General features: G+C 57.2%; 26 protein-coding genes. 13 read left to right on the plus strand and 13 right to left on the minus strand.

The features are described 5' to 3' along the window. Positions 1-651, plus strand: a complete 651-nt coding sequence (locus BM194_RS11155) for a hypothetical protein (protein WP_092846734.1) — start codon at positions 1-3, stop codon at positions 649-651. Here BM194_RS11155 and BM194_RS11160 read toward each other — a convergent pair. Genes BM194_RS11160 through gloB form a run of 6 tightly spaced genes read right to left on the minus strand, consistent with a single transcriptional unit; the run spans position 648 to position 8,405 of the window. Next, positions 648-2,234 carry an ABC transporter ATP-binding protein gene (locus BM194_RS11160; protein WP_092846736.1) on the minus strand — a complete coding sequence of 529 codons (1,587 nt, stop codon included), beginning with the start codon at positions 2,232-2,234 and terminating at the stop codon, positions 648-650. The two genes, BM194_RS11155 and BM194_RS11160, sit on opposite strands and share 4 nt — an antisense overlap. Further along, the gene (locus tag BM194_RS11165) at positions 2,224-3,330 is read right to left on the minus strand and encodes an ABC transporter permease (protein WP_092846738.1); all 1,107 of its coding nucleotides are present in this window, start codon (positions 3,328-3,330) and stop codon (positions 2,224-2,226) included. The genes BM194_RS11160 and BM194_RS11165 overlap by 11 nt, the downstream gene beginning before the upstream one ends. Positions 3,331-3,332: 2 nt before the next feature. Continuing rightward, on the minus strand, positions 3,333-4,406 hold the full coding sequence (locus BM194_RS11170) for a microcin C ABC transporter permease YejB (RefSeq protein WP_092846740.1): 1,074 nt from the start codon (positions 4,404-4,406) through the stop codon (positions 3,333-3,335). Positions 4,407-4,421: 15 nt separating this feature from the next. Next, positions 4,422-6,254, minus strand: a complete 1,833-nt coding sequence (locus BM194_RS11175; RefSeq protein ID WP_092846742.1) for an extracellular solute-binding protein — start codon at positions 6,252-6,254, stop codon at positions 4,422-4,424. Positions 6,255-6,293: 39 nt separating this feature from the next. After that, positions 6,294-7,598: a LysM peptidoglycan-binding domain-containing protein gene (locus tag BM194_RS11180; protein WP_092846744.1), complete on the minus strand. Its 1,305-nt coding sequence runs from the start codon at positions 7,596-7,598 to the stop codon at positions 6,294-6,296. 39 nt (positions 7,599-7,637) lie between these two features. Beyond that, a complete protein-coding gene (gene gloB / locus BM194_RS11185; RefSeq protein ID WP_092846746.1) occupies positions 7,638-8,405 on the minus strand; it encodes a hydroxyacylglutathione hydrolase in 768 nt (255 codons plus the stop codon). A gap of 276 nt (positions 8,406-8,681) precedes the next feature. Between gloB and BM194_RS11190 the strand changes: the two genes are divergently transcribed. From BM194_RS11190 to nudC, 4 genes are read left to right on the plus strand one after another with little or no spacing between them, the layout of a single operon-like run. Then, entirely contained in the window at positions 8,682-9,299 is a 618-nt protein-coding gene (locus BM194_RS11190; RefSeq protein WP_092847014.1) for a methyltransferase domain-containing protein, read from the plus strand. After that, complete coding sequence (gene rnhA, locus BM194_RS11195) at positions 9,292-9,753, plus strand: ribonuclease HI (protein ID WP_092846748.1); 462 nt, start codon at positions 9,292-9,294, stop codon at positions 9,751-9,753. Before BM194_RS11190 ends, rnhA begins: the two co-directional genes overlap by 8 nt. 24 nt (positions 9,754-9,777) lie before the next feature. Next, a complete protein-coding gene (gene dnaQ / locus BM194_RS11200) occupies positions 9,778-10,545 on the plus strand; it encodes a DNA polymerase III subunit epsilon (RefSeq protein WP_092846750.1) in 768 nt (255 codons plus the stop codon). Then, on the plus strand, positions 10,545-11,321 hold the full coding sequence (gene nudC / locus BM194_RS11205; RefSeq protein ID WP_092846752.1) for an NAD(+) diphosphatase: 777 nt from the start codon (positions 10,545-10,547) through the stop codon (positions 11,319-11,321). Before dnaQ ends, nudC begins: the two co-directional genes overlap by 1 nt. A 4-nt stretch (positions 11,322-11,325) precedes the next feature. Here nudC and BM194_RS11210 read toward each other — a convergent pair whose 3' ends face one another. Continuing rightward, positions 11,326-11,643, minus strand: coding sequence for an SCP2 sterol-binding domain-containing protein (locus BM194_RS11210; RefSeq protein ID WP_092846754.1), 318 nt, complete (start codon positions 11,641-11,643; stop codon positions 11,326-11,328). Positions 11,644-11,761: 118 nt separating this feature from the next. On the opposite strand from BM194_RS11210, the gene sohB reads away from it, so the two are divergent. Further along, entirely contained in the window at positions 11,762-12,793 is a 1,032-nt protein-coding gene (sohB, locus tag BM194_RS11215) for a protease SohB (protein WP_092846756.1), read from the plus strand. Between the two features lie 43 nt (positions 12,794-12,836). On the opposite strand, the gene BM194_RS11220 is transcribed toward sohB, so the two are convergent. After that, positions 12,837-13,154 (minus strand): ArsR/SmtB family transcription factor, encoded by a 318-nt coding sequence (locus BM194_RS11220; protein WP_092846758.1) that lies wholly within the window; start codon positions 13,152-13,154, stop codon positions 12,837-12,839. A gap of 438 nt (positions 13,155-13,592) precedes the next feature. Here BM194_RS11220 and BM194_RS11225 point away from each other — a divergent pair, with 438 nt between their 5' ends. The 3 genes from BM194_RS11225 to BM194_RS11235 all read left to right on the plus strand — a co-directional run bounded on the left by BM194_RS11225 (position 13,593) and on the right by BM194_RS11235 (position 17,126). After that, positions 13,593-15,503: a propionyl-CoA synthetase gene (locus BM194_RS11225; protein ID WP_092846760.1), complete on the plus strand. Its 1,911-nt coding sequence runs from the start codon at positions 13,593-13,595 to the stop codon at positions 15,501-15,503. Between the two features lie 156 nt (positions 15,504-15,659). Further along, positions 15,660-16,325 carry a 7-cyano-7-deazaguanine/7-aminomethyl-7-deazaguanine transporter gene (locus BM194_RS11230; RefSeq protein WP_092846762.1) on the plus strand — a complete coding sequence of 222 codons (666 nt, stop codon included), beginning with the start codon at positions 15,660-15,662 and terminating at the stop codon, positions 16,323-16,325. Between the two features lie 12 nt (positions 16,326-16,337). After that, the gene (locus BM194_RS11235; RefSeq protein WP_092846764.1) at positions 16,338-17,126 is read left to right on the plus strand and encodes an alpha/beta fold hydrolase; all 789 of its coding nucleotides are present in this window, start codon (positions 16,338-16,340) and stop codon (positions 17,124-17,126) included. 8 nt (positions 17,127-17,134) lie between these two features. Here BM194_RS11235 and BM194_RS11240 read toward each other — a convergent pair whose 3' ends face one another. Together BM194_RS11240 and BM194_RS11245 are read right to left on the minus strand one after the other, a co-directional pair. Next, the gene (locus tag BM194_RS11240) at positions 17,135-18,520 is read right to left on the minus strand and encodes a 3'-5' exonuclease family protein (RefSeq protein ID WP_092846766.1); all 1,386 of its coding nucleotides are present in this window, start codon (positions 18,518-18,520) and stop codon (positions 17,135-17,137) included. 57 nt (positions 18,521-18,577) lie between these two features. Continuing rightward, a complete protein-coding gene (locus BM194_RS11245; RefSeq protein WP_092846768.1) occupies positions 18,578-19,699 on the minus strand; it encodes an ABC transporter substrate-binding protein in 1,122 nt (373 codons plus the stop codon). A 192-nt stretch (positions 19,700-19,891) separates the two neighbouring features. Here BM194_RS11245 and BM194_RS11250 point away from each other — a divergent pair, with 192 nt between their 5' ends. After that, positions 19,892-21,601, plus strand: coding sequence for a potassium/proton antiporter (locus BM194_RS11250; protein WP_092846770.1), 1,710 nt, complete (start codon positions 19,892-19,894; stop codon positions 21,599-21,601). A 61-nt stretch (positions 21,602-21,662) separates the two neighbouring features. Here BM194_RS11250 and BM194_RS11255 read toward each other — a convergent pair whose 3' ends face one another. Beyond that, positions 21,663-22,172, minus strand: a complete 510-nt coding sequence (locus tag BM194_RS11255; RefSeq protein WP_092846772.1) for a ferritin-like domain-containing protein — start codon at positions 22,170-22,172, stop codon at positions 21,663-21,665. Between the two features lie 230 nt (positions 22,173-22,402). Here BM194_RS11255 and BM194_RS11260 point away from each other — a divergent pair, with 230 nt between their 5' ends. Next, complete coding sequence (locus BM194_RS11260; protein ID WP_092846774.1) at positions 22,403-22,981, plus strand: hypothetical protein; 579 nt, start codon at positions 22,403-22,405, stop codon at positions 22,979-22,981. Positions 22,982-23,008: 27 nt separating this feature from the next. Then, positions 23,009-23,260 carry a hypothetical protein gene (locus tag BM194_RS11265; protein ID WP_092846776.1) on the plus strand — a complete coding sequence of 84 codons (252 nt, stop codon included), beginning with the start codon at positions 23,009-23,011 and terminating at the stop codon, positions 23,258-23,260. Between the two features lie 52 nt (positions 23,261-23,312). Here BM194_RS11265 and BM194_RS11270 read toward each other — a convergent pair whose 3' ends face one another. After that, positions 23,313-23,573, minus strand: coding sequence for a hypothetical protein (locus BM194_RS11270; RefSeq protein WP_143097587.1), 261 nt, complete (start codon positions 23,571-23,573; stop codon positions 23,313-23,315). Positions 23,574-24,136: 563 nt separating this feature from the next. After that, on the minus strand, positions 24,137-24,259 hold the full coding sequence (locus tag BM194_RS21015) for a hypothetical protein (protein WP_280522547.1): 123 nt from the start codon (positions 24,257-24,259) through the stop codon (positions 24,137-24,139). Between the two features lie 285 nt (positions 24,260-24,544). Between BM194_RS21015 and BM194_RS11280 the strand changes: the two genes are divergently transcribed. Then, positions 24,545-26,716: a hypothetical protein gene (locus tag BM194_RS11280; RefSeq protein ID WP_143097588.1), complete on the plus strand. Its 2,172-nt coding sequence runs from the start codon at positions 24,545-24,547 to the stop codon at positions 26,714-26,716.

The raw sequence follows: 26,716 nt of genomic DNA on the forward strand, positions 1-26,716 counted from the left end.
ATGAAACCTAGTCAAGCAGAACGTGTGGTTGCATTACTCCTCGACAGACATGGTAAAACCTTTGCCGTTGAATTGGGTATTGACCTGAAAAAGGGCACGCCTTCTCCCTTGTTCCAACTCTTGTGTCTGGCACTGCTCAGCAGCGCCAGGCTAAGTGCCGGTAATGCCATGCAGGCATGCAAGGCCCTGGGCAAGGCAGGCTGGAGAACATCTCGGAAAATGGCTGCAACTCGTTGGGAGCAGCGGGTCGAAATCTTGAACAAGAACGGCTATGCCCGTTATGACGAAAAGACCGCTAGCCAGCTCAGAGACATGGTTCAGATTCTCGAGACACGCTACGCAGGCGATCTTCGCAAACTGCGCACCGAGGCAGAGGGGGATATCGACAAGGCTCGTCGCCTACTCAAGGAGTTCAAGGGTATCGGTGATGTGGGTGCAGAGATTTTCCTGCGCGAGGTTCAGGTGAGTTGGGAGGAATATCAGCCCTTCGCTGATAATGTGGCCCTCAAGGCGAGTCGTAAGCTGGGGCTAGGTCAAGATGCCACCAGCCTGGCGAAACATGTTACTGCCGAACAGTTCCCCGTGCTGGTCGCCGCTCTGGTAAGAAGTCACTTGGCCAAGGATCACGAGCAGATTCTGGCGCAGGTCTAACCGCTCAAGCCGGCTGCATCGACCAGTGCCTGCGTATATCCACTGCGTGGAGAATGCAGGACCTGCTCGCAATCGCCCTGTTCGACGACGGCGCCATCCTTGAGAACCATCACTCGGTGCGCCATGGCCCGTACTACAGCCAGGTCATGACTGATGAACAGGTAGCTCAAGCCACGTCGTGCCTGTACATCACGCAACAACTCGACCAGTTGCTTCTGCACAGTACGGTCGAGGGCAGAGGTGGGTTCGTCGAGTACCAGCAGTTGCGGTTCGAGGATCAAGGCGCGGGCGATGGCAATGCGCTGACGTTGGCCCCCGGAGAATTCGTGCGGATAACGCGCACTGCAATCCGCAGGCAGGCCGACTTCCTGAAGTGCCCTGGTAACCCGTCGAAGGATATCGTCACTCCCAAGCTCAGGTTGATGGAAACGCAGCCCCTCGCTGACGATATCGGCTACCGGCATACGTGGGGATAGCGAGCCAAAAGGATCCTGGAAGACGATCTGAAAGTCGCCTCTTCGCTTGCGCAGGTGATCGCCCTTTAGGTGATCGATTCGATCCCCGGCGAACGTGATTTCTCCTGTCGAGCCGGTCAATCGTAGTATTGCCATGGCCAACGTGGTCTTTCCAGACCCCGATTCACCGACAATGCCCAGGGTTTCGCCGCGCTGCAGATGCAGGTCAAGCGGGTGTACGGCCACAAACGGTGGGCGACGTCGGGAGAAAAGGCGTTTGGGGCGGGCAAAAGCGACTTCCAACTGGCGAGTTTCAAGCAGTGCGGGCGCGCTGGGCACAAGGTGTGCCGGGCGGCCTTCGGGCTCGGCAGCCAACAGGGTGCGCGTATAGTCGCTTTGGGGATGATTGAAGACCTCGCTGACCGGTCCCGTTTCCTGCACCTGGCCACGATACAGCACACAGACCCTATCGGCGTGTCGGCGTACGAGATTCAGGTCATGAGTGATGAAGAGCATGGCCATGCCATGCGTTTCACGAAGTTCAGCCAGCAAGGCCAGAATGTCCTGCTGAACGGTAACATCGAGTGCTGTGGTCGGCTCGTCGGCGATTAGAAGGCGGGGCCGGTTGGCGATAGCCATGGCTATCATCACGCGTTGACGCTGCCCACCGGAAAGTTGGTGCGGCCAGGTATCGAGGAGTTCATCGGGGCGAGGCAGCTTGACCTGAACCAGTAACTCGCGAACGCGCTCGCGTGCCGCACGTCCGGTCAAGCCCTGATGCAGGCGCAGGGTTTCACCGATCTGCTTGGCAATGGTGTGCAGCGGGTTCAAGGATGTCATTGGCTCTTGGAAGATGAAACCGACCTGGTTGCCGCGGATTCCTTGCCATTTTGTTGCAGTCAAGGTGGACAGGTCGGTGCCTGATAGGCGCCGTTCACCGGAAACACGGGCACTGGCAGGTAACAGCCCCATGGCACCCAGGGCGCTGACCGATTTTCCAGACCCCGATTCGCCCACCAGCGCCAAGGTTTCGCCGCGCCGAATGTCCAAGGAGAGATTGTCCACTACCTTCATGTTGCCGAAGGCAATGCTGAAACGATGCAGGGAAAAGACGATGTCAGCGCTCATCGGCTGGCTCCTTGGTGAGCGGTGCCATGGAGGTCTCGGTATCCGGTTGCATGGGAGCCAGAATATGCCGCGGATCGAAGGCATCCCGCAGGCCTTCGCCAATGAACACCAGCAACGACAACATCAAGCTTAGCGTGATGAAAGCAGTAATCCCGAGCCAGGGGGCTTGAAGGTTGTTCTTGCCCTGAGCCACCAGTTCACCCAGCGAAGGCGAACCGGGCGGCAGGCCGAAGCCCAGGAAATCCAAGGCGGTCAAGGTAGTGATCGCCCCCGTAAACAGGAAAGGAATGAAGGTCAGGGTTGCGACCATCGCGTTGGGTAAAACATGCCGCCACATGATCAAGTGTGACGGCAGTCCCAAGGCGCGAGCGGCACGCACGTACTCCAGGTTGCGCGCACGCAGGAATTCCGCACGCACGATGTCCACGAGACCCAGCCATGAAAAGAGCAGCATGATGCCCAGTAGCCACCAGAGATTGGGCTCGACCAGGCTGGCTAGGATGATCAGCAGGAACAAGACTGGCAACCCAGACCAGATTTCCGTGAAGCGCTGACCGATCAGGTCGACCTTTCCTCCAAAGTAGCCTTGGATACCGCCAACAACCACGCCAAGGACCAGCGAGCCGGCGGTCAGTACCAGCGCGAAGACCACCGAGAGACGAAACCCGTAGATCACCCTGGCCAGAACGTCACGCCCCTGATCATCGGTTCCCAGCCAGTGTCGGCCAGTCGGCGGGGATGGGGCCGGGTGGGAGAGGTTACGGTCCAGTGTGTCGTAGCTGAAAGGGATGGGAGGCCAGAGCATCCAGCCGTTGCTGGCGATTTCGTCATGCACGAAGTCGTCCCGGTAATCCGCTGTGGTAGGCAGGAATCCGCCGAACTCGGTTTCGGGGTAATCGACTAACATCGGAGCATACCAGCGATCCTGGTATTGCATGACGATGGGCTTATCGTTGGCGATGAACTCCGCGCCAAGGCTGATTGCGAAAAGCAGGGCAAACAGCCAGAGCGACCAGCGAGCCCGGCGGTTACCGCGGAAAACGGCAATGCGCCGACGGGTGATAGGGGACAGGCCCGACCGAAAACGCCACAGCATGATCAGGCTCCTCTTGTCTCGAAATCGATACGCGGATCGACCCAGACATAGGTCAGATCGGAGACCAGCTTGAGTATCAAGCCGATTAGCGTATAGAGATACAGCGTACCGAAGATGACGGGGTAGTCGCGCTGCATGACGGCTTCAAAACCGAGCAGGCCAAGCCCATCGAGCGAGAAAATGACCTCGATCAGCAGCGAGCCGGTAAAGAAAATGCCTACCAATGCCGAGGGCAGGCCGGCGATGATGATCAGCATGGCGTTTCGAAATACATGCCCGTAGAGCACACGGCGGTCGCTGGCTCCCTTGGCACGGGCAGTCAGCACGTATTGCTTGTGAATCTCGTCGAGAAAGCTGTTCTTGGTCAGCATGGTCAGCGTCGCGAAGCTGCCGATGGCCGCAGCGACGACTGGCAGAGTAATATGCCAGAAGTAGTCACCGATCTTGCCCATCAGACTGAGATCGTCGAAGTAAGGGGAGGTCAGGCCACGCAGAGGGAAGACATCCCAATAGCTGCCACCGGCGAACAGCACGATGAGAAGAATGGCGAACAGAAACCCCGGTATGGCGTAGCCGACAATGACCAGCCCCGATGTCCAGACATCGAACCTCGAACCATGACGCAGCGCCTTGCGGATGCCCAGCGGGATCGAGATCAGATAGACCAGCAAGGTCGTCCATAGGCCGAGTGAGATCGAGACGGGAAGTCGCTCGATCATCAGGTCAATGACGGGGCGATCGCGGAAGAAACTGCTGCCGAAGTCGAACGTCGCATAGTCGGCGATCATGTTCATGAAGCGGACATGTGCAGGCTCATCGAAGCCGAATTGCTCCTCGAGCGCCGCGATGAAGCGAGGATCTACACCTCGCGAGCCACGCGATTCGCCGCTGCTCGTGGTGTCCCCGCCACCACCGCTCATGCGTGTACTGGCTGCACTGTCCAAGCCTTGATAGCGTGCCAGTATCTGGTCGATAGGCCCGCCAGGGGCTGCCTGCACGATGACGAAGTTCAACAGCATGATTCCCAGCAGCGTGGGAATCATCAGCAGCAAGCGCCGTAGTACATAAGCAGCCATGACGAGTCTCCGGGCTTAGCGACCGCCATGCTGGCGTTGGTTGATGACCTTGGCCCTCTCGGGGTCGACCCACCAGGCTGACAGGTCAAGGTTGTACTCGGGGAAAGGCTCGGGATAACCGTACTTGTCCCAGACGGCGATGCGCGTCGCCGCCAGGTGAAACTGAGGTATGACATAGAAACCCCAGCGCAACACGCGATCGAGTGCCTGTGCCGCAGTGTTCAGTTCCTCCCGACTGTGAGCCCGGATGAGCTGCTCCACGAGCGCATCGACGACAGGGTTCTTCAAGCCAATCAGGTTGCGGCTCTGGGGCTGGTCAGCGTAAGGCGTAGTCCAGTACTCGCGTTGTTCGTTACCGGGGTTGGCCGACTGGGGGAAGCTGCCCACGATCATGTCGTAATCGAAATTACGCAGGCGATTCAAGTACTGGTTGACGTCGACGATGCGAATCTTGCCCTGGATGCCGATTCGCTCGAGATTGGCCAACAAAGGCTGCACGATGCGTTCGAACTGGGCATCGTACAACAGGACTTCGAGGGTGAAGGGCTCGCCGGTCTTGCGATTGACCAGCTTGCCATTCTTGACTTCATAGCCAGCGTCTCGAAGCAAGCCCAGCGCTTCGCGCAGGCGTGGACGGAGCTCCTGAGGATGATCGATGGGTAACGACTGTTCGAAGGCTGAGGTGGGCAATTGGTCGCGATAGGGCTCGAGAAGTGCCAGTTCGCCTTCGCTGGGCATTCCCTCGGCCGCCATCGGTGAATTCTCGAAGTAGCTGTGTGTTCGCTCGTAGGCCCCGTAGAACAGGTTGTCGTTGAGCCAGGGAAAGTCGAAAGCAAGATTCAGGGCTTCGCGAACGCGCTCGTCCTTGAACTTGTCGCGACGCAGGTTCATTACGTAGGCTTGCATTCCAGCTGGTTGGCCATCGGGAATCAACAGTTTCTCGACGTAACCCTGCTCGACAGCCGGAAAGTCGTAAGCCGTGGCCCAGTTACGTGCACTGGATTCGATCCGCATGTCCAGGTTGCCTGCCTTGAACGCCTCGAGAGCAACGGTCTGGTCACGATAGTAATCGAAGATCAGGCGCGCGATGTTGTGCCTGCCGCGATTCACCGCAAGATCCTCGCCCCAATAGTCGTCGACACGCTCATAGACGATACGCCGGCCAGGGTCGATTTCGGCGATACGGTAGGGACCCGAACCCAGCAAGGGATCGAGAGTCGGTGTCGTGAAATCGCGGCCTTTCCAATACTGCTCGGGCAGGATGGGCAATTGCCCCAGTATCAAGGGCAGTTCCCGGGAGTTCTGCGCCGCAAAGTCAAAGCGAACGGTATCTTCATCGATGGCCTGGGCTGATGTCACGTCAGCATAATATGCGGCATAGAAGGGCGCCCCTTCATCACGCAGCAGGCGGAAGCTGAAGACGACATCGGACGCGCGCACGGGTGTTCCGTCGTGAAAACGCGCTTCGGGATGCAGATCGAACTCCATCCAGCGGCGATCCGGGTCGAGGCGCACCCCCTTGGCAAGCAGGCCATACATGGTGAATGGCTCGTCCGGGTTCTGCACCATCAGGGTATCGTAGATTTCGCTCAGCCCGCTGGCAGGCGTGCCCTTGACGATAAAAGGGTTGGCCGAGTCGAAGCTGCCAATGGCAGCCCGCACCAGTTCTCCTCCGACAGGCGCATCGGGGTTGACGTAGGAGAAGTGATCGAAACCGGCGGGCATCTCGGGCTCGTCGTACATGGCCAGTGCATGCACGGTAGGTACATCCCGACTCTCAGCGGCCTGCGCGAGGCCCGACATGGAAAAGACAATGGCCGCCAGGGCGGACGCAACGAAATGCGACATCGACACGCTTCCTTTGCAGTTCGACTCGAACAAGCTGATTTATTGGGAATAAAGTGTCAGTCGCTGGCCGGGTTGTAAATACTGATCGGTATCCAGACGATTCCAGCGGATGAGATCGTTCGTGGATACATCGTGTCTTGCTGCAATGCGAGAAAGACTATCACCGGCACGTACCTGCACGACTTGCTGGTTACCCTGGTTAGCCGAGGCCAGTACATCGCTACCGCCTTCGATGGGGATACGTAGTATCTGTCCGATGCGGATCACGTCGCTGCGCAGGTTGTTCTGGCGGCGAAGCGTACTTACCGGTACCGAGTAGCGCGAGGCGAGTGCTGAAAGGGAGTCGCCACTGCGAACCCGATAGCGCGTCCAGCGTGCCGTAACACGGCTCTGTTCGCGCAGTGCCTCGGTAATCGACTCCTTGGCGGCACGCGGGATCAGCAGGTCTGGCGACTCGTCGGGAAGGGTGGAACCCCGTAGCAAGCCAGGATTGAGTGCCTTGAGGCGGGATAGACTGACATTTGCCAGATCGGCCACTCGGGCCAGGTCGAACTGGCCATCGACAGAAACGCGGGCAAACACCGCCTGGTCAGGGATGCTGGGCAGGGCAATGCCATAGCGACTCGGCTTGGCAATCAGACGAGACAGTGCCAGCAACTTGGGCACGTAATCCATGGTCTGGTTCGGTAGGCTCAAATGCCAATAGTCTCCAGGCTCGCCGCGCGCAACCGCTTCACGACGTGCCTGGTTCACTGTGCCTGGCCCGGCATTGTAGGCGGCAAGGGCAAGTTCGATATCGCCGTCATACCAGCGATCCGCCTGTTGCTGCAGGTAATCGAGCGCTGCCTTGGTCGAGGCAATGACATCGAGGCGTCCGTCGTACCACCAATCCCGACGCAGCCCCAATGCGTCACCGGTCCCCGGCATCAACTGCCACATGCCGGTCGCTCCCCCCGGGTGCCTGGCCGCGGGGTCGTAAGCGCTTTCGATGAAAGGCAACAGGGCAAGTTCGGCCGGCATGTCGCGACGTTCGAGCTCGCTGATTACCCAATAAAGCCACGGGCGCGCTTGTTCGGCTATCGCCGTGATGTTTCCTGGACGACGGCGGTAGTAGTCGATCCACTCCTGTACGCGAGGCTCCTGCGTATCGACCTGCCACTGGAAATTGTCGCGTAAACGCTGCCAGATATCGCCTTGCGTGGCAGTTTCCAGTAGCAGGGCATCCCAGAAGGGTGCAGAAGGAGTGATGGGTTGTGCTTGAGCCGTTTCGGCCCAGGCCGTCAGGGTCAATATGAAACCGCCCGCCAGGCTCATGGCCTGGCGGCGGGTCGGTCGGTCACTCATAGGGCGATTCCTCGTGAGCGAAAACTGGATTGTCCAAGGCTAGAAATTGTCTTTCCACGCGCGCAGCGTGGTAAACGTGGCAAGCGGTGTGTCGCTTTGGCCTTGGGCCGATGCCGTTTCCTGGACTCGCTTGTCGGTCACGCGCAGAAAAGGATTGATCTGCCGCTCCCGGCCAATAGTGCTGGGCAGGGTGGCCCGGTTTAATTCACGTGCACGCTGACATTCCTGAAAGTGCCTGTCGCGGGCCGGGTTGTCCGGATCGGCCGCTTGGGCAAAACGCAGATTGGCCAGGGTGTATTCGTGCGCCGCAAAGACCATGGTGTCTTCAGGCAGCGTGGCCAGACGCGTCAGAGACTGATACATCTGCTCGGGCGTACCCTCGAAAAGTCGCCCGCACCCACCACAGAAAAGGGTGTCGCCGCAGAACAGCAGCGATGGGGTGCCGGCAGCGAAGAAGGCGATATGATCAAGCGTGTGCCCCGGAACGGCCATCACCTCGAAGCGGCGGCCGAGAACGCGGCAGGCGTCGCCTTCACCCACACGTTCGACGATATCCTTGATCTGAGGGTTTTCCGGGCCGATGATACGAGGAGAGTAGCGCTGGGCCAGTTCCGCCAGGCCGCCTGTATGGTCATGATGATGGTGTGTCACCAACACGGTCGTGAGGTGAAGTTCCTCTCGCTCAAGGTAATCGATGACCGGACGTACATCGCCAGGATCAACCACGGCCACCTCGGCGGAATTGTCCTGTTGCAATAGCCAGATATAGTTATCACTGAAAGCGGGAATGGGTATCACGCTCATCATGGATCGATAATTCCTCAGCGCGGTTATCGCCAGCCAGGGCGCCACATGCCGTAGTATAGTGAACCGGCTGGGACCCTGGCTGCGCAAATGGCACAACCTTGGGGGGATCGAAGCGCTGTGTCAAATTCGAATATTATCCATTCGCTGGCCCAATTGGTGGAGGAAGGGCGTCACTACTGGTCCTCTCCCACCGGACGTGCCCACTGGCAAGCGGAGCGGGCATGCGTTGGCCCTGTCTGCGAAAGGTTGTTCGGCGCACATAGCCTGCATATGGGCATGGCACCACGCCTGACCGACATGTGCCCCATTCGACACTCCCTGTCATGGGCACCGACTCGGGAACTGGCAGAAGACGCCTCTTGCCTGATCTGTCCACCCGATCGCCTGGCCCTGCCTGACGACAGCGTGTCGCTGGTGGTCATACACCACTTGCTGGAAGTCGTTCCGGAGCCTCATCGCCTGCTTCAGGAAGCAACGCGGGTCGTTGCCGATGACGGCTATGTGATCATCTTCGGCTGGTCGCCCTTGGGCGTGGAGGGATTGAATCGCCCTTGGCTAAAGCCGCGCGACTCCTTGCCCTGGCGTGGACGCTGGCGTACGCCCGGACGTCTAAGAGATTGGCTGGCATTTGTCGACTTCGAGATCGAGCGGGTAGACTACTGCGGTTTCAGGCTGCCCGGCAGTTTGCCTCGCAATGCTTCCCTGGAGTCTTTCGGGCGGCGCCACAACTTGCCACTGGGCGATACTTACATGATACGCGCCCGACGCCGGGTCCAATGGGCCAGGGTAGTCAGGCCGCGACTGCCGGCCACGACCATGGGGCGCCCGTTGCTAGGCAACTCGCCGCGTGTCGTCACCGAGCATGAACGCGAGAGGTTGACGGAAGTTGAATGACAAGACGCTCCCCGACGTGACGATCTATACCGACGGTGCCTGTCGGGGAAACCCCGGCCCCGGAGGTTGGGGAGCGCTGTTGAAGTCGGGGCGACACGAAAAGACGCTGAATGGCTTCGAGTCCACAACCACCAACAATCGCATGGAATTGATGGCCGCCATCATGGCACTGCGTGAACTAAAGCGGCCATGCCGTGTGGAGCTGTATACCGACTCCCAATATGTTCGCAAGGGCATTACGGAATGGATCTACGGCTGGCAGAAGCGTGGCTGGAAGACAGCTGCGAAACAGCCGGTCAAGAATGCCGAGCTGTGGCGCGAACTCCTCGCAGAGGCCAGCAAGCACGAGCTCGAGTGGCATTGGGTCAAGGGCCATAGCGGCCATCCCGGCAACGAGCGTGCCGATGCCCTGGCCAATGAGGCCATCGACGCCGCCCAGGTGGCTCAGGATTAACCAGAATTTTCTACGGAACACAGCATGCGACAAATCGTTCTGGATACCGAGACCACGGGTATCGATCCCAAGGAAGGTCACCGCCTCATCGAGATCGGGGCCGTCGAGGTCATCAATCGACGCCTGACGGGGCGCACCTATCATCAGTACATCAATCCCGACCGCGAGATCGAGGCCGAGGCCATCGAGATTCACGGTATTACCAATGAGCGTGTCGCCGGCGAGCCGCGTTTTGCCGAGGTTGCCGATGCGTTCTGGGAATTCATCCGTGGTGCGGAACTGGTTATTCACAACGCGGCATTCGATGTTGGCTTCATCGACCACGAGTTCACCATGTTGCACGCCCAACGAGGTGATCCCCGCCTAGGGCCGGTTGCCGATCATTGTGGTGTGCTGGATACGCTCAAGCTGGCTCGCGACAAGCACCCCGGGCAGCGCAACAACCTGGACGCCTTGTGCAAGCGTTACGACATCGACAATGGGCACCGTGTCCTGCACGGCGCCTTGCTCGATGCGGAGATTCTTGCTGACGTCTATCTGGCGATGACAGGGGGGCAGACAGCCCTGATTCTCGATGCCGAAGCCCAAGGTGGGAGCGCCGAGAGCGGCTCTGCCAGTGGCATACGACGTTTGTCCAGTGATCGGCCTCGCCTGGCGGTGACTCAACTCAGCGGGCCGGAACTGGCGGCTCACCATGCCAAGCTGGCCAGCATCCGCGAGAAAAGCGGTCAATGCCACTGGGACAGCCTGCCTGGCTGGCAACAGGACGGCACCGAGCAGGCTGCGCTCTGATGTTCCGTCGTGAACTCCCTTCACTGGAGCATCACTCGGGTGGGCTGCTGTTGCGCATGGGCGAGGAAGGCGTCATCGCACCGGGGGATCATGCCGGAGTGCTCGTTGAGGTGGCACAATGGCCCGATAATGTGGAACCGCTCGGCTTCTGGCACGATCAGCCTGTCGCTCTCAGCCTGGAAGCAGGAGACGAGCGCTGGCTGCCAGCCAGGGAATGGCTGGCCCACTTGCCAGGCAGTCAGTCAGTAATCGTCTCGACTGCATTGCAGATAGCCACCTGGCAACGCGACCACCGGTTCTGTGGGCGTTGTGGCACCGCCATGCAGCGCATCGAGAGCGAATTCGCCATGCAGTGCATGGCCTGTGGGCATCGTAACTATCCTCGCATCTCCCCCTGCATCATTACGCTGGTGACCTTTGGCGAGGATCTGCTCCTGGCGCGTAGTCCTCGCTTTCCACCGGGCCGGTATTCGACCCTGGCGGGATTCATCGAGCCCGGGGAGAGCGCAGAAGATGCCGTTCGGCGGGAAGTTTTCGAAGAAGTGGGGGTAAATGTCGGCCGGATTGCCTACTATCGCAGTCAATCCTGGCCATTCCCGCATTCATTGATGCTGGGTTTCTTTGCGGAAGCGGCGAGCCGGCGCATTGCCATCGATGGAGTCGAGATCGCCGATGCAGCTTGGTACTCACCTCGTCATCTGCCCCAACTGCCGCCACCTTATTCGATATCACGCGAACTGATCGAGACGCATCTCAAGGCAGTCGGCAATCGCTAGCCCGTCAGCGGCCAGGAAAGAGGCTGGTCAGCTTGGTAGCGAGCATGAGATTGCCACTGGCCTTGAGCTTGCCTGACATGAAGGCCTGCATGCCGTTGATGTCGCCATTCATGACCCCTTTCAATGTGTCAGTGTCGGTGCTCAAGGTCACCGAGGGGTCGTCATGTTCGCCCTGGTGAACGTCCATGGTGCCATCCTGAACGATCAGGTAGTAATTCTCGGCATCGCTGATATTGAACTGAAAAACATCATCCATGCCTTGTGCGGCAGCAGGATCGAACCGAGACTTGAGACTTTCGATGACAGTAGAGCTATCGGCCATTGGAGCGCCCTTTGGTTCCAGTGAATTGATTTGGTGAGAGTATTTCAAACATTCGTTTGAATCAAGTCTCTATCTGAGCCGGGAGAGTTCCCGGCCCCGGCAGGAAGCGGAGGAAAATGTGAGCGACTGGTTAGCCGACTACGGCATGTTCCTGGCCCAAGTATCGACGTTTGCCATTATAGGCTTGGTATTCATTGCCTTGCTTGCCCGGTCGAAGGGCAGTGTGGAACGCAGCAAGCTTCGTGTCGAAGAACTCAATGGCCGTTACCGCTCCAGGCAGCGACGCTTGAGCCTGGCACGCATGGGAAAGAAACAGCGCAAGGCGGCGTTGAAGGGATTCAGGAAGCAGGACAAGCATGAAAGCCAGGCCAAGGACACTGAAGGCACGGCAACAACAGTATGGGTCATTGATTTCCATGGCGATATAAAGGCATCCGCAACGTCACGTTTTTCGCAGGAAATCTCTGCCTTGCTGGGCGTCGTGGAGCAGGGCGATGAAGTTGTCATTCGGCTCGAGTCACCCGGCGGGCTGGTTCATGCCTATGGCCTGGCTGCGGCAGAACTCGATCGCCTGCGCGAAGCGGGCATCACAACCACGATATGCATCGACAAGGTTGCCGCCAGTGGTGGCTACCTGATGGCTTGCTGTGGAGACAAGCTACGGGCCGCACCGTTTGCGGTCATTGGCTCGATCGGTGTCGTGGCGCAACTGCCCAATGTTCATCGATTGCTCAAGAAGCACGATATCGACGTTGAACTGCTTACGGCGGGACGCTACAAGCGCACGCTGACAGTACTGGGTGAAAATACCGATGAGGGCCGAGAGAAGTTTCTGGAAGATCTCGAGAACACGCATGAACTCTTCAAGCGCTACGTCAATCAGCGCCGGCCACAGCTCGATATCGAAGCCGTGTCCACCGGTGAGATCTGGTACGGCAGTGAAGCGGCAGACAATGGCCTTGTCGATGAGGTAGGCACTAGCGAGGCCTATCTGCTCGAGCGCATGAAACAGGCCAGGGTTATCCTGTTGTCACTGGAAAAACGTCGCGGCCTGTCGGAGCGCTTGGGCAAGGCGGTCTCCCTTGGTATCGAGCGTGGCGTTCAGCGACTACTCGAAGTGGCAGATGCCAGCCGCTGGCAGCGTCGATAGAGGTTTCCCAGAGTGGGTTGACTTCGAGTCGTGGCGTGTTAGATCACAGGGCGTAGAGGCTTGCCAAGGTTTCCACGACGGCGCGAGCTTCCTTGCCCTGTAAGGAATAGTAGATCGTTTGGGATGATCGCCGTGTCGCCACCAGTCCTTCCCGGCGCAGGATGGCCAAGTGCTGGGAAAGGGCCGACTGGCTCAGGGCCAGCCTGGCATTCAGTTCTGAGACCGATAGCTCCGAGTTGTCTAGCAGGCACAAGATACGCAGGCGGTTTTCGTTGGCCATGGCCTTGAGGAGGTTGGTGGCCTCCATGATGGCGCCGTCGCCTTTATCGAGAAGTTGTGTGGCGGACTGCGGGGTATTCATGGATACGTCTCCCAAGGGTAACGCTGCTTCATGTGATAGGGATTGCTTGGAACCGCTATCACATGACTCGACGGCGAGAGGGAAAACATTGCCTTAAGCCGGTTGGCAGCTATCGACAGCGCCCTTTGTCTTGTCATTGGCGAAACTTACTCTCTCTTCCTGATTTAGCGAACCTTCAACCACTTCGCCAATCCCGGCATGCCTTCTGTTAAACGCTAGATCACCATGCTCGGTAATCCATGTCATCCTTAATTTTCCTTATTTGTCGACAATTATTGATGCGCGTCTAACTTTTTGAAGGTCGCAACTACGACTTTTAGGCAATTTTAGCCTTTGGTATAGCGGAAAATGTCGTGACTTGCTCTAAAGTGTCAACAATCAATGCAAACTCGTTTATCACGCTCACTCCGTCGACAACCATAATTACGTAGGAAAACCATGCGCGCGTACCATGCCGAGCACCAACGCTCCATCGATCAGCCCAATGATTTCTGGAAAGAGCAGGCCAGGCGAATCCCTTGGTTCAAGCCACCAGAAACCATACTTAGCTATGACGATCAGAATCATGCCCGCTGGTACGAGGACGGCGAGCTGAATACATGTCATGCAGCGCTGGACCATCACGTGGAAACCGGGCGCGGCGAACAGCCCGCCATCCACTGGGACTCCCCCGTCACCGGGCAACGCCGAACCCTGACATATCGCGAATTGCGTGACGATGTCGCCAAGTTTGCAGGAGCCTTGGCGAGCCTGGGCGTGGCAAAGGGCGATCGCGTGGTCATCTATATGCCCATGGTGCCTGAAGCGCTTGTCGCCATGTATGCCTGTGCCCGCCTGGGAGCGGTTCATTCCGTGGTATTTGGCGGTTTTGCGGCACATGAACTGGCGGTGCGCATTGATGATGCCGAGCCGCGCATCGTGATTGCGGCCTCATGCGGTATCGAGATCGACCGTGTGCTTCCCTACAAGCCGATACTGGATCAGGCACTAGCCCAGAGTCAGCATCGGCCGGCGGCCTGTATCGTTCTGCAACGGGAGCAGGCGCGTGCCGACCTCGGGCCCGGCGATCATGACTGGCAGACTCTGGTCAGCGCCGCGTCCCCCGTCGATTGTGTTCCTGTCCGCGGCACCGATCCGCTGTACATCCTTTATACCTCGGGCACCACTGGCAAACCGAAAGGCGTCGTGAGGGACAACGGGGGCCATGCCGTCGCGTTGCATTATTCCATGGAGCGGATCTATGGCATGAGCCCGGGAGAGGTTTTCTTCTCCGCATCTGATGTGGGGTGGGTTGTCGGCCACTCCTATATCGTTTATGCCCCGCTAATCTATGGCTGCACTACCGTGGTCTACGAAGGCAAACCCGTCAGGACTCCTGATGCCGGCAGCTTCTGGCGGCTGATTTCAGAGTACCAGGTCAAGGCATTCTTCACGGCGCCGACAGCGTTTCGCGCTATCAAGAAGGAAGATCCCGACGGCCGGCTGCTGGAGAAGTACGACATTTCATGCCTGCGTGCCCTGTTCCTCGCCGGAGAACGCCTCGATCCGCCGACCTTCCACTGGCTCGAGGATCTATTGAAAATTCCTGTCATCGACCACTGGTGGCAGACCGAGACGGGATGGCCGATTGCCGCCAACCTGCAGGGGCTCGATCCGATGCCCGTCAAGGCCGGGTCGGCCACGGTCCCGGTGCCTGGCTTCAACGTGCAGATCCTTGACAGAAGTGCCGAAACCACTGCGCCCTGTGAACAGGGTAGCGTTGTTATTCAGGAGCCTATGCCCCCGGGTTGCCTGGCCGGCATCTGGCACGATCCGAAACGGTTCCATAGTGCGTACATGGCTGCCTTTCCCGGCTATTACCTGACCGGCGATGCGGGCTACATCGATCAGGATGGCTATCTCTTCGTCATGGGTCGCACCGACGATGTCATTAACGTGGCTGGACACCGGCTTTCCACGGGAGAAATGGAAGAGGTCGTCGGTTCGCATCCTGCCGTCGCAGAATGTGCCGTCATCGGCATTCAGGACGACCTGAAAGGGCAGGTACCCCTGGGCCTGGTGATTCCCAAGGATGGATTCGATGGGGACACCGACAAGCTCGAGCGTGAACTCGTGGCCTTGGTTAGGGAGCAGATCGGCGCCATTGCCTGCCTGAAACAGATGCTGGTGGTATCTCGCCTGCCCAAGACCCGCTCGGGCAAGATCCTTCGCAAGCTGCTGAGAACCATTGCCGATGGCGAGGAGTTTGGGCTGCCTTCCACGATCGACGATCCAGCAAGTCTTCAGGATGTTCACGATACCATGATCGATCGTCGTGTCGGCGAGGCCCACAAGGCTCGCCTACGTTGAATCGCCGGTATGCATGCCCCCAGGCCAGCGCCAGGCATGGCCCGGGGGTGTCCACCTGATGGGCAGGGCATCAACCATTCCTGTATACTACGCGGCCGCTTCTCTTTCACGCCGCACGAGGGTTCCCTCACCCCTCGCAAGCCAAAAAGGAAATATATGCTCTCACTTACCGACGCCCAGTACCGCCGCTGCCTGATAGCGCTTGTCGCGTTTCACATCCTTGTCATTGCGGCCAGCAACTATCTCGTGCAGTTGCCATTCACCCTGTTCGGGGTGCATACCACTTGGGGAGCATTCAGCTTCCCGTTCATCTTCTTGGCCACCGATCTGACCGTGCGTCTCTTCGGCAAGGGGCCGGCACGAGCCATCATTGCGCGTGTCATGTTGCCGGCGCTTGTGATTTCCTACGTACTTTCCGTGCTATTCGAGAAAGGCGAGTTTCGTAGCCTGGCGGCTTTGGGTGAGTTCAACCTGTTCGTGGCGCGTATCGCTCTGGCCAGTTTCATGGCTTATGTGATCGGCCAACTGCTGGATATTCAGGTATTCGATCGTTTGAGGCGTAATGGCCGTTGGTGGGTCGCACCTGCGGTGTCCACGGTATTCGGCAACCTGGCGGATACTTTCGCCTTTTTCGCGATCGCCTTCCATCAGGGGCCGGATGCTTTCATGGCCACTCACTGGGTCGAGATCGCCTGGGTGGACTACGCCATCAAACTGACGGTATCGCTGCTGCTTTTCTTGCCCATGTATGGACTCCTGCTAGGGTGGCTGATACGTCGACTATTGGGCTGGGGCGCCAAGCCCTCACCCGAAGGAATTTGACAAGGAGATGACATGAGCGATCACCTCGAACTGCATTACCAGATTGATGGGTCCGACGATGCGTTGCCACTAGTCGTATTGCATGGCCTGTTTGGAAGTGCCGATAACTGGCGTTCGCATGTCAAGCAGTGGCAGGAGCAGCGGCGGGTGATTGCTGTCGATTTACGCAACCATGGCAGGTCGCCCCATGCCCAGGCCATGGACTATAGCTCGATGGCCGAGGATGTTATCGCCTTGCTGGATGCGTTGAAAATCGACCGCTGCGATCTTCTGGGCCACTCGATGGGAGGCAAGGTAGCCATCTCCGTAGCACGCCTCGCCCCTCAACGCTTGGCGTCATTGATTGTCGCCGATATCGCTCCCGTCACCTATCAGCACGGTCATGAAAGTATCTTCGCCGCCATGCGGCGCGTGGAGGAGGGGCGCCCAGGATCACGCAAGGAAGCCGATGCCCTGATGGCCGAACATGTCGACACCCCGGCGATCCGCATGTTCCTGGCGACCAACCTGATACGAGGCGAGGATGGTACGATGCATTGGCGTGTCGGGCTCGACGAAATCGAGAAAGCGTATGCCGATATTGTTGCCGAGCCTGCAGGTGAGGGAACATTCGAAGGCCCGACCCTAGTACTTAGGGGGGCGCGTTCGAACTATGTGACCGATGACATGCTGCCTCAGGTGCGAAAAATCCTGCCGCAAGCCGATATCGTGACGCTGGACGCTGGCCATTGGCTGCATGCCGAAACACCGGAGGCATTCCAGGCAGCCGTCAACGAGTTCCTGAGCCAGCGCCCTCTCTGACCTGACTGTCAGGACAAAGGATGAATTTCCAGGGTATCGTCCTGCCTGGCAAGAAAACGATTGAGGATCTTGTAAGTATCCACGTCAAACCTGGGGCATTGCTTCCCAAGTGCTGCCAAGCGATCACGGTCTAGCGACTCGACCGACCCCAGGTAGCACCAATGATCCACGATATGCCAGGCGCGCTCGCCGTCCTGGCTGATCTCACCAAAGGCGACACGTCCTGGCCAAGGCCATTGCTGGACACGCAAGCGCTCGAGCGCCTCGCGGGCGCGTCCGGCATGCGATTCCATGGATTCCTCGCCACAGCAGACACCAAGGCAACGCCGCAACTGGTGATCGAAACAGCGCCCCTTGCCACGAACCAGCCCCAAGGTCTGCGTACACAACCGATAATCCACGGCAATCTGCTTCAGGGCATTGACGGCATCGCGTCGTGAGCGAAACAGGCCATACAGCGCTTGCTCGGAGAATGCCAGGCGTTGCTGGTCTACCAGGGCAGGCGCGTCGTCCCCTTGCGGCCAACTCCAGCTGACCAACCGGCTTTGGCGCCGCAGCATGCGGTTATGTACCGGCATCAATTGCTTGATCAGATGCGCTTCCTGCAGTTGCGCTCCGAGATCGCCGGCGGTTTCCTGCCACTCGATATCATGAGTTTGCTGCGCCAGGCGCATTTTCTTGTCACTGCTCAGGTTATTGCTGAAGTGGCTGAGCACTCGGGAACGCAGATTGATGCTCTTGCCGATATACAGCACGGCACGATTCTCACCGTAGAACAGATAGACTCCGGGGCGCTCGGGCAAGTCAGCTAGCCGCGCCGGGTCCAGATGCGCTGGCAGGCTGGCTTGTCGCATCTGCGCCTGGGCCAACGTCTCGATCTGCTCCGCCTCATAGTATTCGTGCCAGCATTTCCACAGTGCCACCAGCGATCTCGCATCTCCTTCGGCGCGATGCCGACTTTGCGAAGCCAGGCCATGCCTCGATAGCAGCGCATCGAGATTGTGATGAGCATGCTCGGGGGCCAGTCGCCGAGAGAGCTTGAGCGTGCAGAGGGGGCGGGCCGCATAGTCCAGGCCTGCTCGTGCGAACTCGTTTCGCAGAAAGCTATAATCGAAGCGTGCATTATGCGCCACGATTGTGTCCCTGCCCAACCAGGCAAAGAAATCGTTCGCCAAGGTCTCGAAAGTCGGTGCATTGCTGACCATGGCATCGTTTATCCCCGTCAGTTGCTGAATGTGCGGGGGAATACTGACCTGGGGGTTGACCAGGGTGACGTAACAATCGATGACCTCACCATCAAAAACGCGCAATGCCGCGATTTCTGTGATGCGGTCACGGGTCGTGCGCGTGCCGGTGGTTTCCAGATCGAGAAATACAAGCGCTCTGTCGTTCATACAGCCTTACGGGTACCCAGGGCGGGCCGGATACCGCTTTGCCCGGGCATTCCTGGATCAAGGGTGAGTGATATCAGTTGCCAGGCGATTAGCCGGCGTCAGACTTTCTATCAGACCCTGCTGAAGAAGATAGGTTTCGAATCGATGGTATCGTTCTGCCTGGACCGCTGCTGGGCGCAAGGCGAGGTAACGTAGGGTGTCGGGCCAGGCGTCGGCGTTGGCTTGCGTATCCAGGCCCGGCTCGGCCTTGCGTATCAGTTCCCAAGCGTCGTCGGGATGATTGATCAGCCATAGCGTGGCCTGCTGGAGTGCGTCGAGAAAACGGCGGATGTCACTTCCGTGCTGTTGGAGACTATCGCGATTGGCTATCAGGATGAGCTCGTCATAGAGGGGAAGGTCAGTTTCTCCCAAGGGGAACTCGACGACCCGGATGCCAGACTGCTCGAGTTGCCGTCGTGTGACATGCCTTTGAGCGCCGACTACGGCATCGACCTCGGCCTCGGCGAGGCTCGAATTGAGGCCGAAGTCGATGCGCTTTAGTTCCACGTCATCCGAGCTCAGCGCATGCTTTTCGAGTATCCCATCCAACAATAGACGCGCCGGTTCCTCGAACACATAGCCGACGGTCTTGCCCCGAATATCCGACAAGGACTGGAGATTGGCCTCCTGGCGCACGATCAAGGTTGCCAGAGGCAACGGTACCAGCGTGCCAACACGTATCAAGGGCAACCCCTGGTCGACCAGCAAGTGCAGGCGGGGCTGTGATGTCAAAGCCAGTTCGACATGCTGGGCCGCGACCAGCTTGGGAGGCACGGTGGGATCGGCAGGCTGGGTCAGGGTAACCTCAAGCCCTTCGCGCTCGAACAGGCCACGCTCGCGGGCGACGATCAGCGCCGCATGATAAGGAGTGAGGTACCAGTCCAGAGCGACACGCAACGGATGTGCCGGCGGAGGCACAATAGGCTCGGGATCGCCGGTAATGATGACGGGGCTCGTGACCGGCATGATGTTCGCCTTGCTGCCCTGAATCTCTTCAGTTGCATTACCCGCCGGGCTGACCACGACCCGAGCTGCCTGAACGGCTGTCTCGGCCAGCATATGATCGTCGGCATGCCCGGCATCGGCAAAGAAGCCAAGAAGCATTGCCAGCGCCAAAACTCGATATAACCTCTGTTTCATCGATACCTCATCAATGGCGCTGCAATCAGGCGGCCGCTCAGTCTAGCGTTTGTCGAATGGACGTGGCCAGCATTGTATCCAAATGTCTCCCGGCGGTGGTTCAACGAGCACTTTCTGACTTCTCTTCGCCACTGCTTCGTGAGTGCTTGAGCGATATGTCATACTACCGACCGATACGCTGACGGCCCTGCCATGGATAGCATCAATACTCTGTTCTTGCTTACCGGTTCCCTGATTGCGCTAAGCGTGGTTGCCAGCCGGCTGTCGTCGCTGTTTGGACTCCCCTTGCTCGTGATCTTCCTCGCTCTGGGCATGCTGGCAGGCGAGGATGGCATCCTGGGCATCGAATTCGACAGCTACGGCCTGGCCTTCATCATCGGCCATCTGGCCCTGGCCATGATTCTGCTCGATGGGGGCTTGCGCACACGGCTCAAGACATTCCGGGTAGGGCTCAAGCCGGCCCTTTCCCTGGCCACGCTGGGGGTATTCATTACTAGCGGCATCGTTGGTGTGTTCGCGACGTGGCTATTCGACCTCACGCTCGTGCAGGGCTTGCTCGTCGGTGCCATTGTGGGGTCGACAGATGCTGCCGCAGTGTTTTCCATGTTGCGAGGGCAGGGGGTCAACCTCAATGAGCGTGTCGGCGCCACGCTCGAGATTGAGTCCGGCACCAACGACCCGATGGCCATCTTCCTTACCATTACGCTCGTCGAGATATTGACCGGCGATGTCGGCAGCCCAGCCGATACATTGTGGCTGTTCTTCCAGCAGTTTGCACTTGGCCTGGCCATTGGCATCGGGGGTGGCTGGCTTTCAGGCAAGTTATTACGCTGGCTGGATCTTGCCCCCGGCCTGTACTCTCTACTCGCCTTGGCTCTGGGATTTTGCGTATTCGGTTTGACCAGCGCCCTGGGTGGCAGCGGTTTCCTGGCCATCTATCTAGCAGGCCTCATGATAGGCAACCAGCCAGGACGCCATCTCAGCTTTATCCTGCCCGTGCACGACGGTCTAGCCTGGCTAAGCCAGATAGGGCTTTTCCTAGTCCTAGGCATGCTGGTCACGCCCACCGAGATGATCGACTATGCCCTCCCGGGTGCGCTGCTTGCCATCGTTCTGATCTTCGTGGCACGCCCCCTGGCTGTGGTTCTGGCCATCAAGCCCATGTTCAGCTTTCGCTGGAAGGAGGTGTGGTTCATCTCTTGGGTGGGATTGCGCGGTGCCGTGCCCATTGTACTTGCCATCTTCCCCGTTGTCGGGGGAGTCGAAAACGCTGCTTTGTACTTCAATGTGGCCTTCTTCGTGGTGCTGATGTCGCTGATGACTCAAGGCACCACGCTGTCATTGGTCGCGAGCTGGTTGCGTGTCACAGTACCCTGGCGGGTAGAGCCCGATAGACGAGGGCCGCTTGGCGTACTGCCCGAAAACGATTACGAGATGTTCATCTACCGAGTCGATAACGAGGCCTTGGAGGATGCGCCTATCAGACTGTTGCGCTTCCCCTCCGGCGCCTTGATCTCGGCGCTGTTCCGAAACCATGCCATGCTGCATCCCAAGGGAAGCACACGGCTGAGACTGGGCGACTTGCTATGTGTCATTGGCCGTCCGGGGGACCTGCCTGCACTCAACCGACTATTCAATGGCGATGCGAGACTCAAGCGCGAGCGAGCGTTCTTCGGAACGTTTACGTTGGATGGCGAAGCCATGATGGCAGACGTGGCAAGCGCCTATGGCTTGACCCTCAGTCCCGGGGAACGAGACATCACTCTGGGAGAGTTCGTGTCTCTACGAGTCGGTGGGCATCCCGTTATCGGAGACGATATCGACTGGCACGGGATACAATGGGTCGTCAGTGATATGGAAGGCCATCGAGTGACAAAGGTAGGTCTAAGGCTTTACCACTGAGTCAGTGCTTGGCCGCTGCCGCCACCCTCCTGGATGGCGGCAGAAAAAGATGGGTGCGACATCAACGCTTGGCATCTGCGCCTGGCACTTCATCACGTTGCAGGTACTGATGAACGGCTTGGGGGGTATGTTGCTCCAACCAAGTTGCCATGGCTTCTTCTTCCTTCAGAATGGCCTCGCAGACACGCTTGGTTTCAGCATCGCCCGCTTCTTCCGCGGTAGCCACGAGAATGCGGTAGGAGGCGATTTCCATATGTTCGAAGGCATAACTGGCGATACAGCCTTTGACGATCTCGTCGCCAGCGAACATGCCACCAAGGGCCTGACCCATGGCTGTCATCTTGCCGGTTGTATCCTTGACGGTTGATGGGCTTTCGTCGTAACGCGAGAGACAGCTTTCCAACTGCTTCGCCTGGTTTGCAGTTTCATCGATATGCTGCTCGATGCGACGCTTGATCTCCGGATAGTTTTCTATTCTGCTAGCTTGAGCCTTCAGCATCTGCTCGGCTTGCTCTTCCATGGCATGCGCGTCGCGTAGCCATTCTACCAGTCGCTTCTCTGCCGCTTTCATGTCACTCTCCCTAGCTTGATAATTTCCACTTATGGAAACGCAATCCGACTATCTACGAGTTGCGGCAAATCGAGTCCATCATTGGTTCGGTTGACCAGTCTCAAGGGATAACCCTGGCTTGACTCAACAATCAGTGCAGGCAAAGAACCTTGGACTGGCAAGTAATGTTGTGTGCTGCTATGTCACCGAACATCACCCGGCCGAAGACATTCACAAAGCCAGGAGCTGGCATGCCAAGAAAAGTATGCATCAGGTTGACTCTGGATGATGAAACGCTACAGATACCTTATGAGGCAGAGACGTATGCCGGGGGAGTCATTCATCCTTACCTGCCACTGGTGCAGGCGCCGGAGCAGATAGCGCAGATTCCCGAACTTCGGGGACAGCCTGCCTTGAAGAAACTCCTTCACACCATCAATTCACCGGAGGGTGTTTTCGAGTCAGTCAGAATCGACACCTTTTACAATGACCATGCAGGACAAGTGGCTCATGTGGCCGCCATCGGTCTGATTTTTCGCGAACGGGCGTGGTTCCAGGACATCGACAAATGCCTGGCTTTTGCCGGGAGGCTCCTCGAAACGCTGCACGCGAGCACCTTGTTCCGAGAAAATGAGGACTCGGCCCAGCTAGAATTGCAGCGAGCCATGCTTCGCGAGGAGAGGCTGCAGGGTTGGATCATGGATTTATTTCTGATGGGGCAGGGCAAGACCCAGCAAGCAAGCGATGCAGACTTGGCTGCACGCTGCCAGGCCTTGCAGGATGTGCTGCATAAGCCACGCTTAACTGAAGCGCTTTTTACCAAGCGATAGCAATCAACCACTGCCAAGGAGGTGCCAATGACTCATACCGCACGAGTCGAACCAATCAAGGAAGATGGTGGAGACCACTACCTGATTTCAGGATGGCGAGTCGTCGATGTCACCGTTGCCGATAGCCCGAGGGAAATTTCACGTCACGAGAGCGAGCCTGAAGCCATTGAGGCAGCAAGACGTTTCGAAGGACAAACATCGTCGGAGCCTGGCTCGGATCCGGACGATAATCAGGATTATGACAGCTCGGATCTGACCGATCGCGACTCAACTCCCTGAGAGGCTTTACCCAGTAGCGCCGAATGCATGGAGGCATTCGGCGCTTATGCTGTTACTCAAGGCGATACCGAGGATTGCCGGGATTCGACTCTTCCAGCTCGATCTCGGCTGTGTCCAGGTCAAGGGCCGCACCGATTTGACTGACGATTTCTGCCTCTCCAGTGTCGATAGGGTACAGCGTGCCAGGATCGATGCCGATTTCGTCCATGACATCATTGCCGTTTTCATCCTCGAGCGTAACGACCTGAAAGGTCCCGTCAGGTGTATTGGCGTCTCCGGTCTCGTAATCCTTCTCAATCAGAAACGTGGGCATGTTGATCTCCTTGCGGTTACTGATGGCCAGAGCCTTCTGCACCGTAACCAAGCTGTTGCCTGGGTACAGATTCCTGATGATGGCGCCATGGGATAATCGCCTTCAAGATAGCCAATACATTCAAGATCTTATCTAAAGAAATGTAATTTCTTTATAACAGGACTAGACCATCGGAAGAACATCAGGGAAAGGCAGGGACCCGGACGCTCAAGCGACCGAGTCGGCTGGGATAGGCAAAAATGCCTATTATGCTCAAGAAACGTTAGCGGGATGCATCTTCCTGCGAACTAGCCGTTCCAGTACGTGTTTTACCGACCCTGTCCATACTGCTTTCCTCTCCGTAGCTGCTTTCCGAAAGCGTCTGACTGGGTTCTGCGCCAGCCGAGAGAGGGACAAGCGCTGAAAGGACAATGGCGGCCAGCATCGTAAACACCCGGTTCAACACTTTCATAGATACCTCCGGCTATATTGTTAGCGTGCTATCAATATAGCCGAGGCAAGCCAGAATGTGAAATGGCATACGCTATCGAAAAAGTAAGAAAATATTATCTTGCCTAACCTTCTCAGGCTTCCACAAGCGCTGGATGTCTTCTGATTTCCTCAAGTTGACGTTGCGCTTCGCGTAACTGGCGTTCGGCAGCCTCGGCGCGACGCCGCCAGTCATCGCGCTCATGCGTTAAACTCATCAGCTTCTCGTATCGTTCATCGAACATGCCGTTCATGGGGCTACCCTACGTATGAGCGTTCAAAAGTGGCCGGCACCTAGTCATCTGCACCAAGCCTTTGATTGAGTTGCTTAATGTTCATCGACTAAAACGGCATCACCTTGAGTCAGACCTTGGTATGGAAAGCGGTCTGCGCTGAAAAATTAACCCTCACTGCCTAGCCAAGCCGCTATAGTCAACTGAAGTTACTCTACCGATAAGCATCGTTACGAAGCGTTTGTCGTTAAGATCAGTGTGAGGCGCGAAGTGAATCACGCGAGGCGGCACTTTCTTTATCGCATATTCAAGGCTGGAGCAGTCCTTACTGCAGCCCAGCAGGCTTGGGCAGGCAATGTCCTGTCGGGTCAGACAAAGAGTGCCTCTGCCCAAGAGGTACAAACCAACTATCCTGACGATCACCCAAATCACGCGGGGGATATTTCTGGCGCGCACGTGCACACCATGACAGGTCGGCAACCACTGCATAAGGCACTCGATGGTCGAGTGGTCAGCGTAGCTACACTCGAAGATCTGCGTGTGCTTCCAACCGATCAAATCGCAGAGGGAACCTTGGTCCGGGTGGCCGGATATCATGCCCCCGGAGATGATGGAGGTGGTCTTTTCACCCTCGTTACCAAGCTTGATGTTCCTCCAGACGATATCATCCATGTCATAGCCGCTGGGAAAAAACTCTGGCGACGCTGTCATCAAGGCTTCTTTACGAGTGCCCAGGCAGGTATCAAGCGCGATGGCACACGAGAAGACGAAGCCTTGCAAAAAGCGATCAATACCGCCTTCGATCACAAGTTACGCTTTCATCTCTCCCATGGAGCCCACACGCATGGAGGGATGATTTTAATTCCACATGATGTAGTCATCACAGGCTGTGGCAAGCACGAATCCTACTTTTACAATGACTTTCGAAATGCTGGACAGCGGGGTGTGATAGTGGGTACTTATGGGCCCGCCAACAGTTATATCCCTGCTTATCATCCTGAACATGTATATGGCCTTTCGCATACGGTCAGTAACCGGCTTTATGTAAAAAATTCCCAAGACTTCCAGGTAGGAGACATCATAGGCATAGAGGGCACCCGGCGGGTACGTAATACCAATTTATACTCACCCAATCAGATCAATGAAGTAGCCTCAGTCCATGAAAAATACATCGTGGCCAGATATTTCATCGACGACGATTACGATGGCGGCAGAGTGATTCGCCTGAACCAGCCAGAGCTTACGGAGGGAGATACGTTTACCGATGCCACTGGGAGACAGTGGAACCTTCATGTTTCGGTAAATACCCGTATTACCAATGTAGGGTTCCGCCAGAAGGCTGGCTTTAGATGGCCTGCTGTCAACTTGAGCACCTACAAGACCGTGTTTGACAATTGCTCTTTTGGATCCAAGGAAGGCTACACTGCTGTATCAGGCAATCCTGTTGCGAGAACAGTCTTCAAAGACTGCGAGTTCTTATACTCTAGAAATGCTTGGGAGTTCGCCTATTACTCCCATGATACAGAAGTCATCAACCCAACCATCCTAAGGGTAAAGAGCTCGCCATCCAACGCAGGAGATTACATTTGCCACGCCAACACCTCGGAGGGAGCCAAGCGTATTCATGTCAATGGCGGACAACTGAATGATGGTGGACCCAGCGACAAGGACATCACCATGCTACAAACCGGGCCTGAATCCTCAATCCGCAACTTTACGATCACAACGTTTGGAAGGGGCGTCTGGGGAGATGCCTACGCCACCATGTCCGGCTGCACGATTATGTGGAAGAACGAATTTGGTATCGCCGGATTCAGTCACGGCTATGCCAATGATAATATCGTAGTTTCGCAGAAAGGTTCGTCTGGTCACGCCATCCTTGTCGACAGGGGAACGTTCAAGAATAATGTACTGCGTAGTGTTGACGGGTCAAGACGCCACTGCGACGTGTTGCAACCAGTTAATCGCCACACATTACGCACAGATGAAGATGGCAATAATACGTTCAAGTCAACGCCTGTATACTATAGCAGTTACTCGAATAGCCTGCCGGCCGTGAACGGGCGCGCAACGATCGGCTTGCTCGAGCTTGCAGAGGGAACTATTGAGCAAGATAGTATCATTTCCTATGAAATGATGATTGAAATACCTAACTCTGCCCACATAGATTTTCTTTTGAATGGTCAATCGCTACATACCATTCATGAAAATAACAGGGTCATTGGCATACACGGTAAAATTGTCTTTGCATCGGGGAAGGGAATGGATAACAAGCATTGCCGCCTTTTCCTGACATCCTCGACAGGGCAATACCATGCCTTGCCCCTCAACGCTGGCGTAGCATGGCCAGATGTAAAGAATTTCGAGATCCAGGTGTTCGGACTTCGGGAATCGCAATCGATTCGTCGCCATTACATAAGGATGGAGCGTAATTTTTCTTAG

Origin of the sequence: Modicisalibacter xianhensis (assembly GCF_900113605.1) — a bacterium.
Lineage (GTDB): Bacteria > Pseudomonadota > Gammaproteobacteria > Pseudomonadales > Halomonadaceae > Modicisalibacter > Modicisalibacter xianhensis.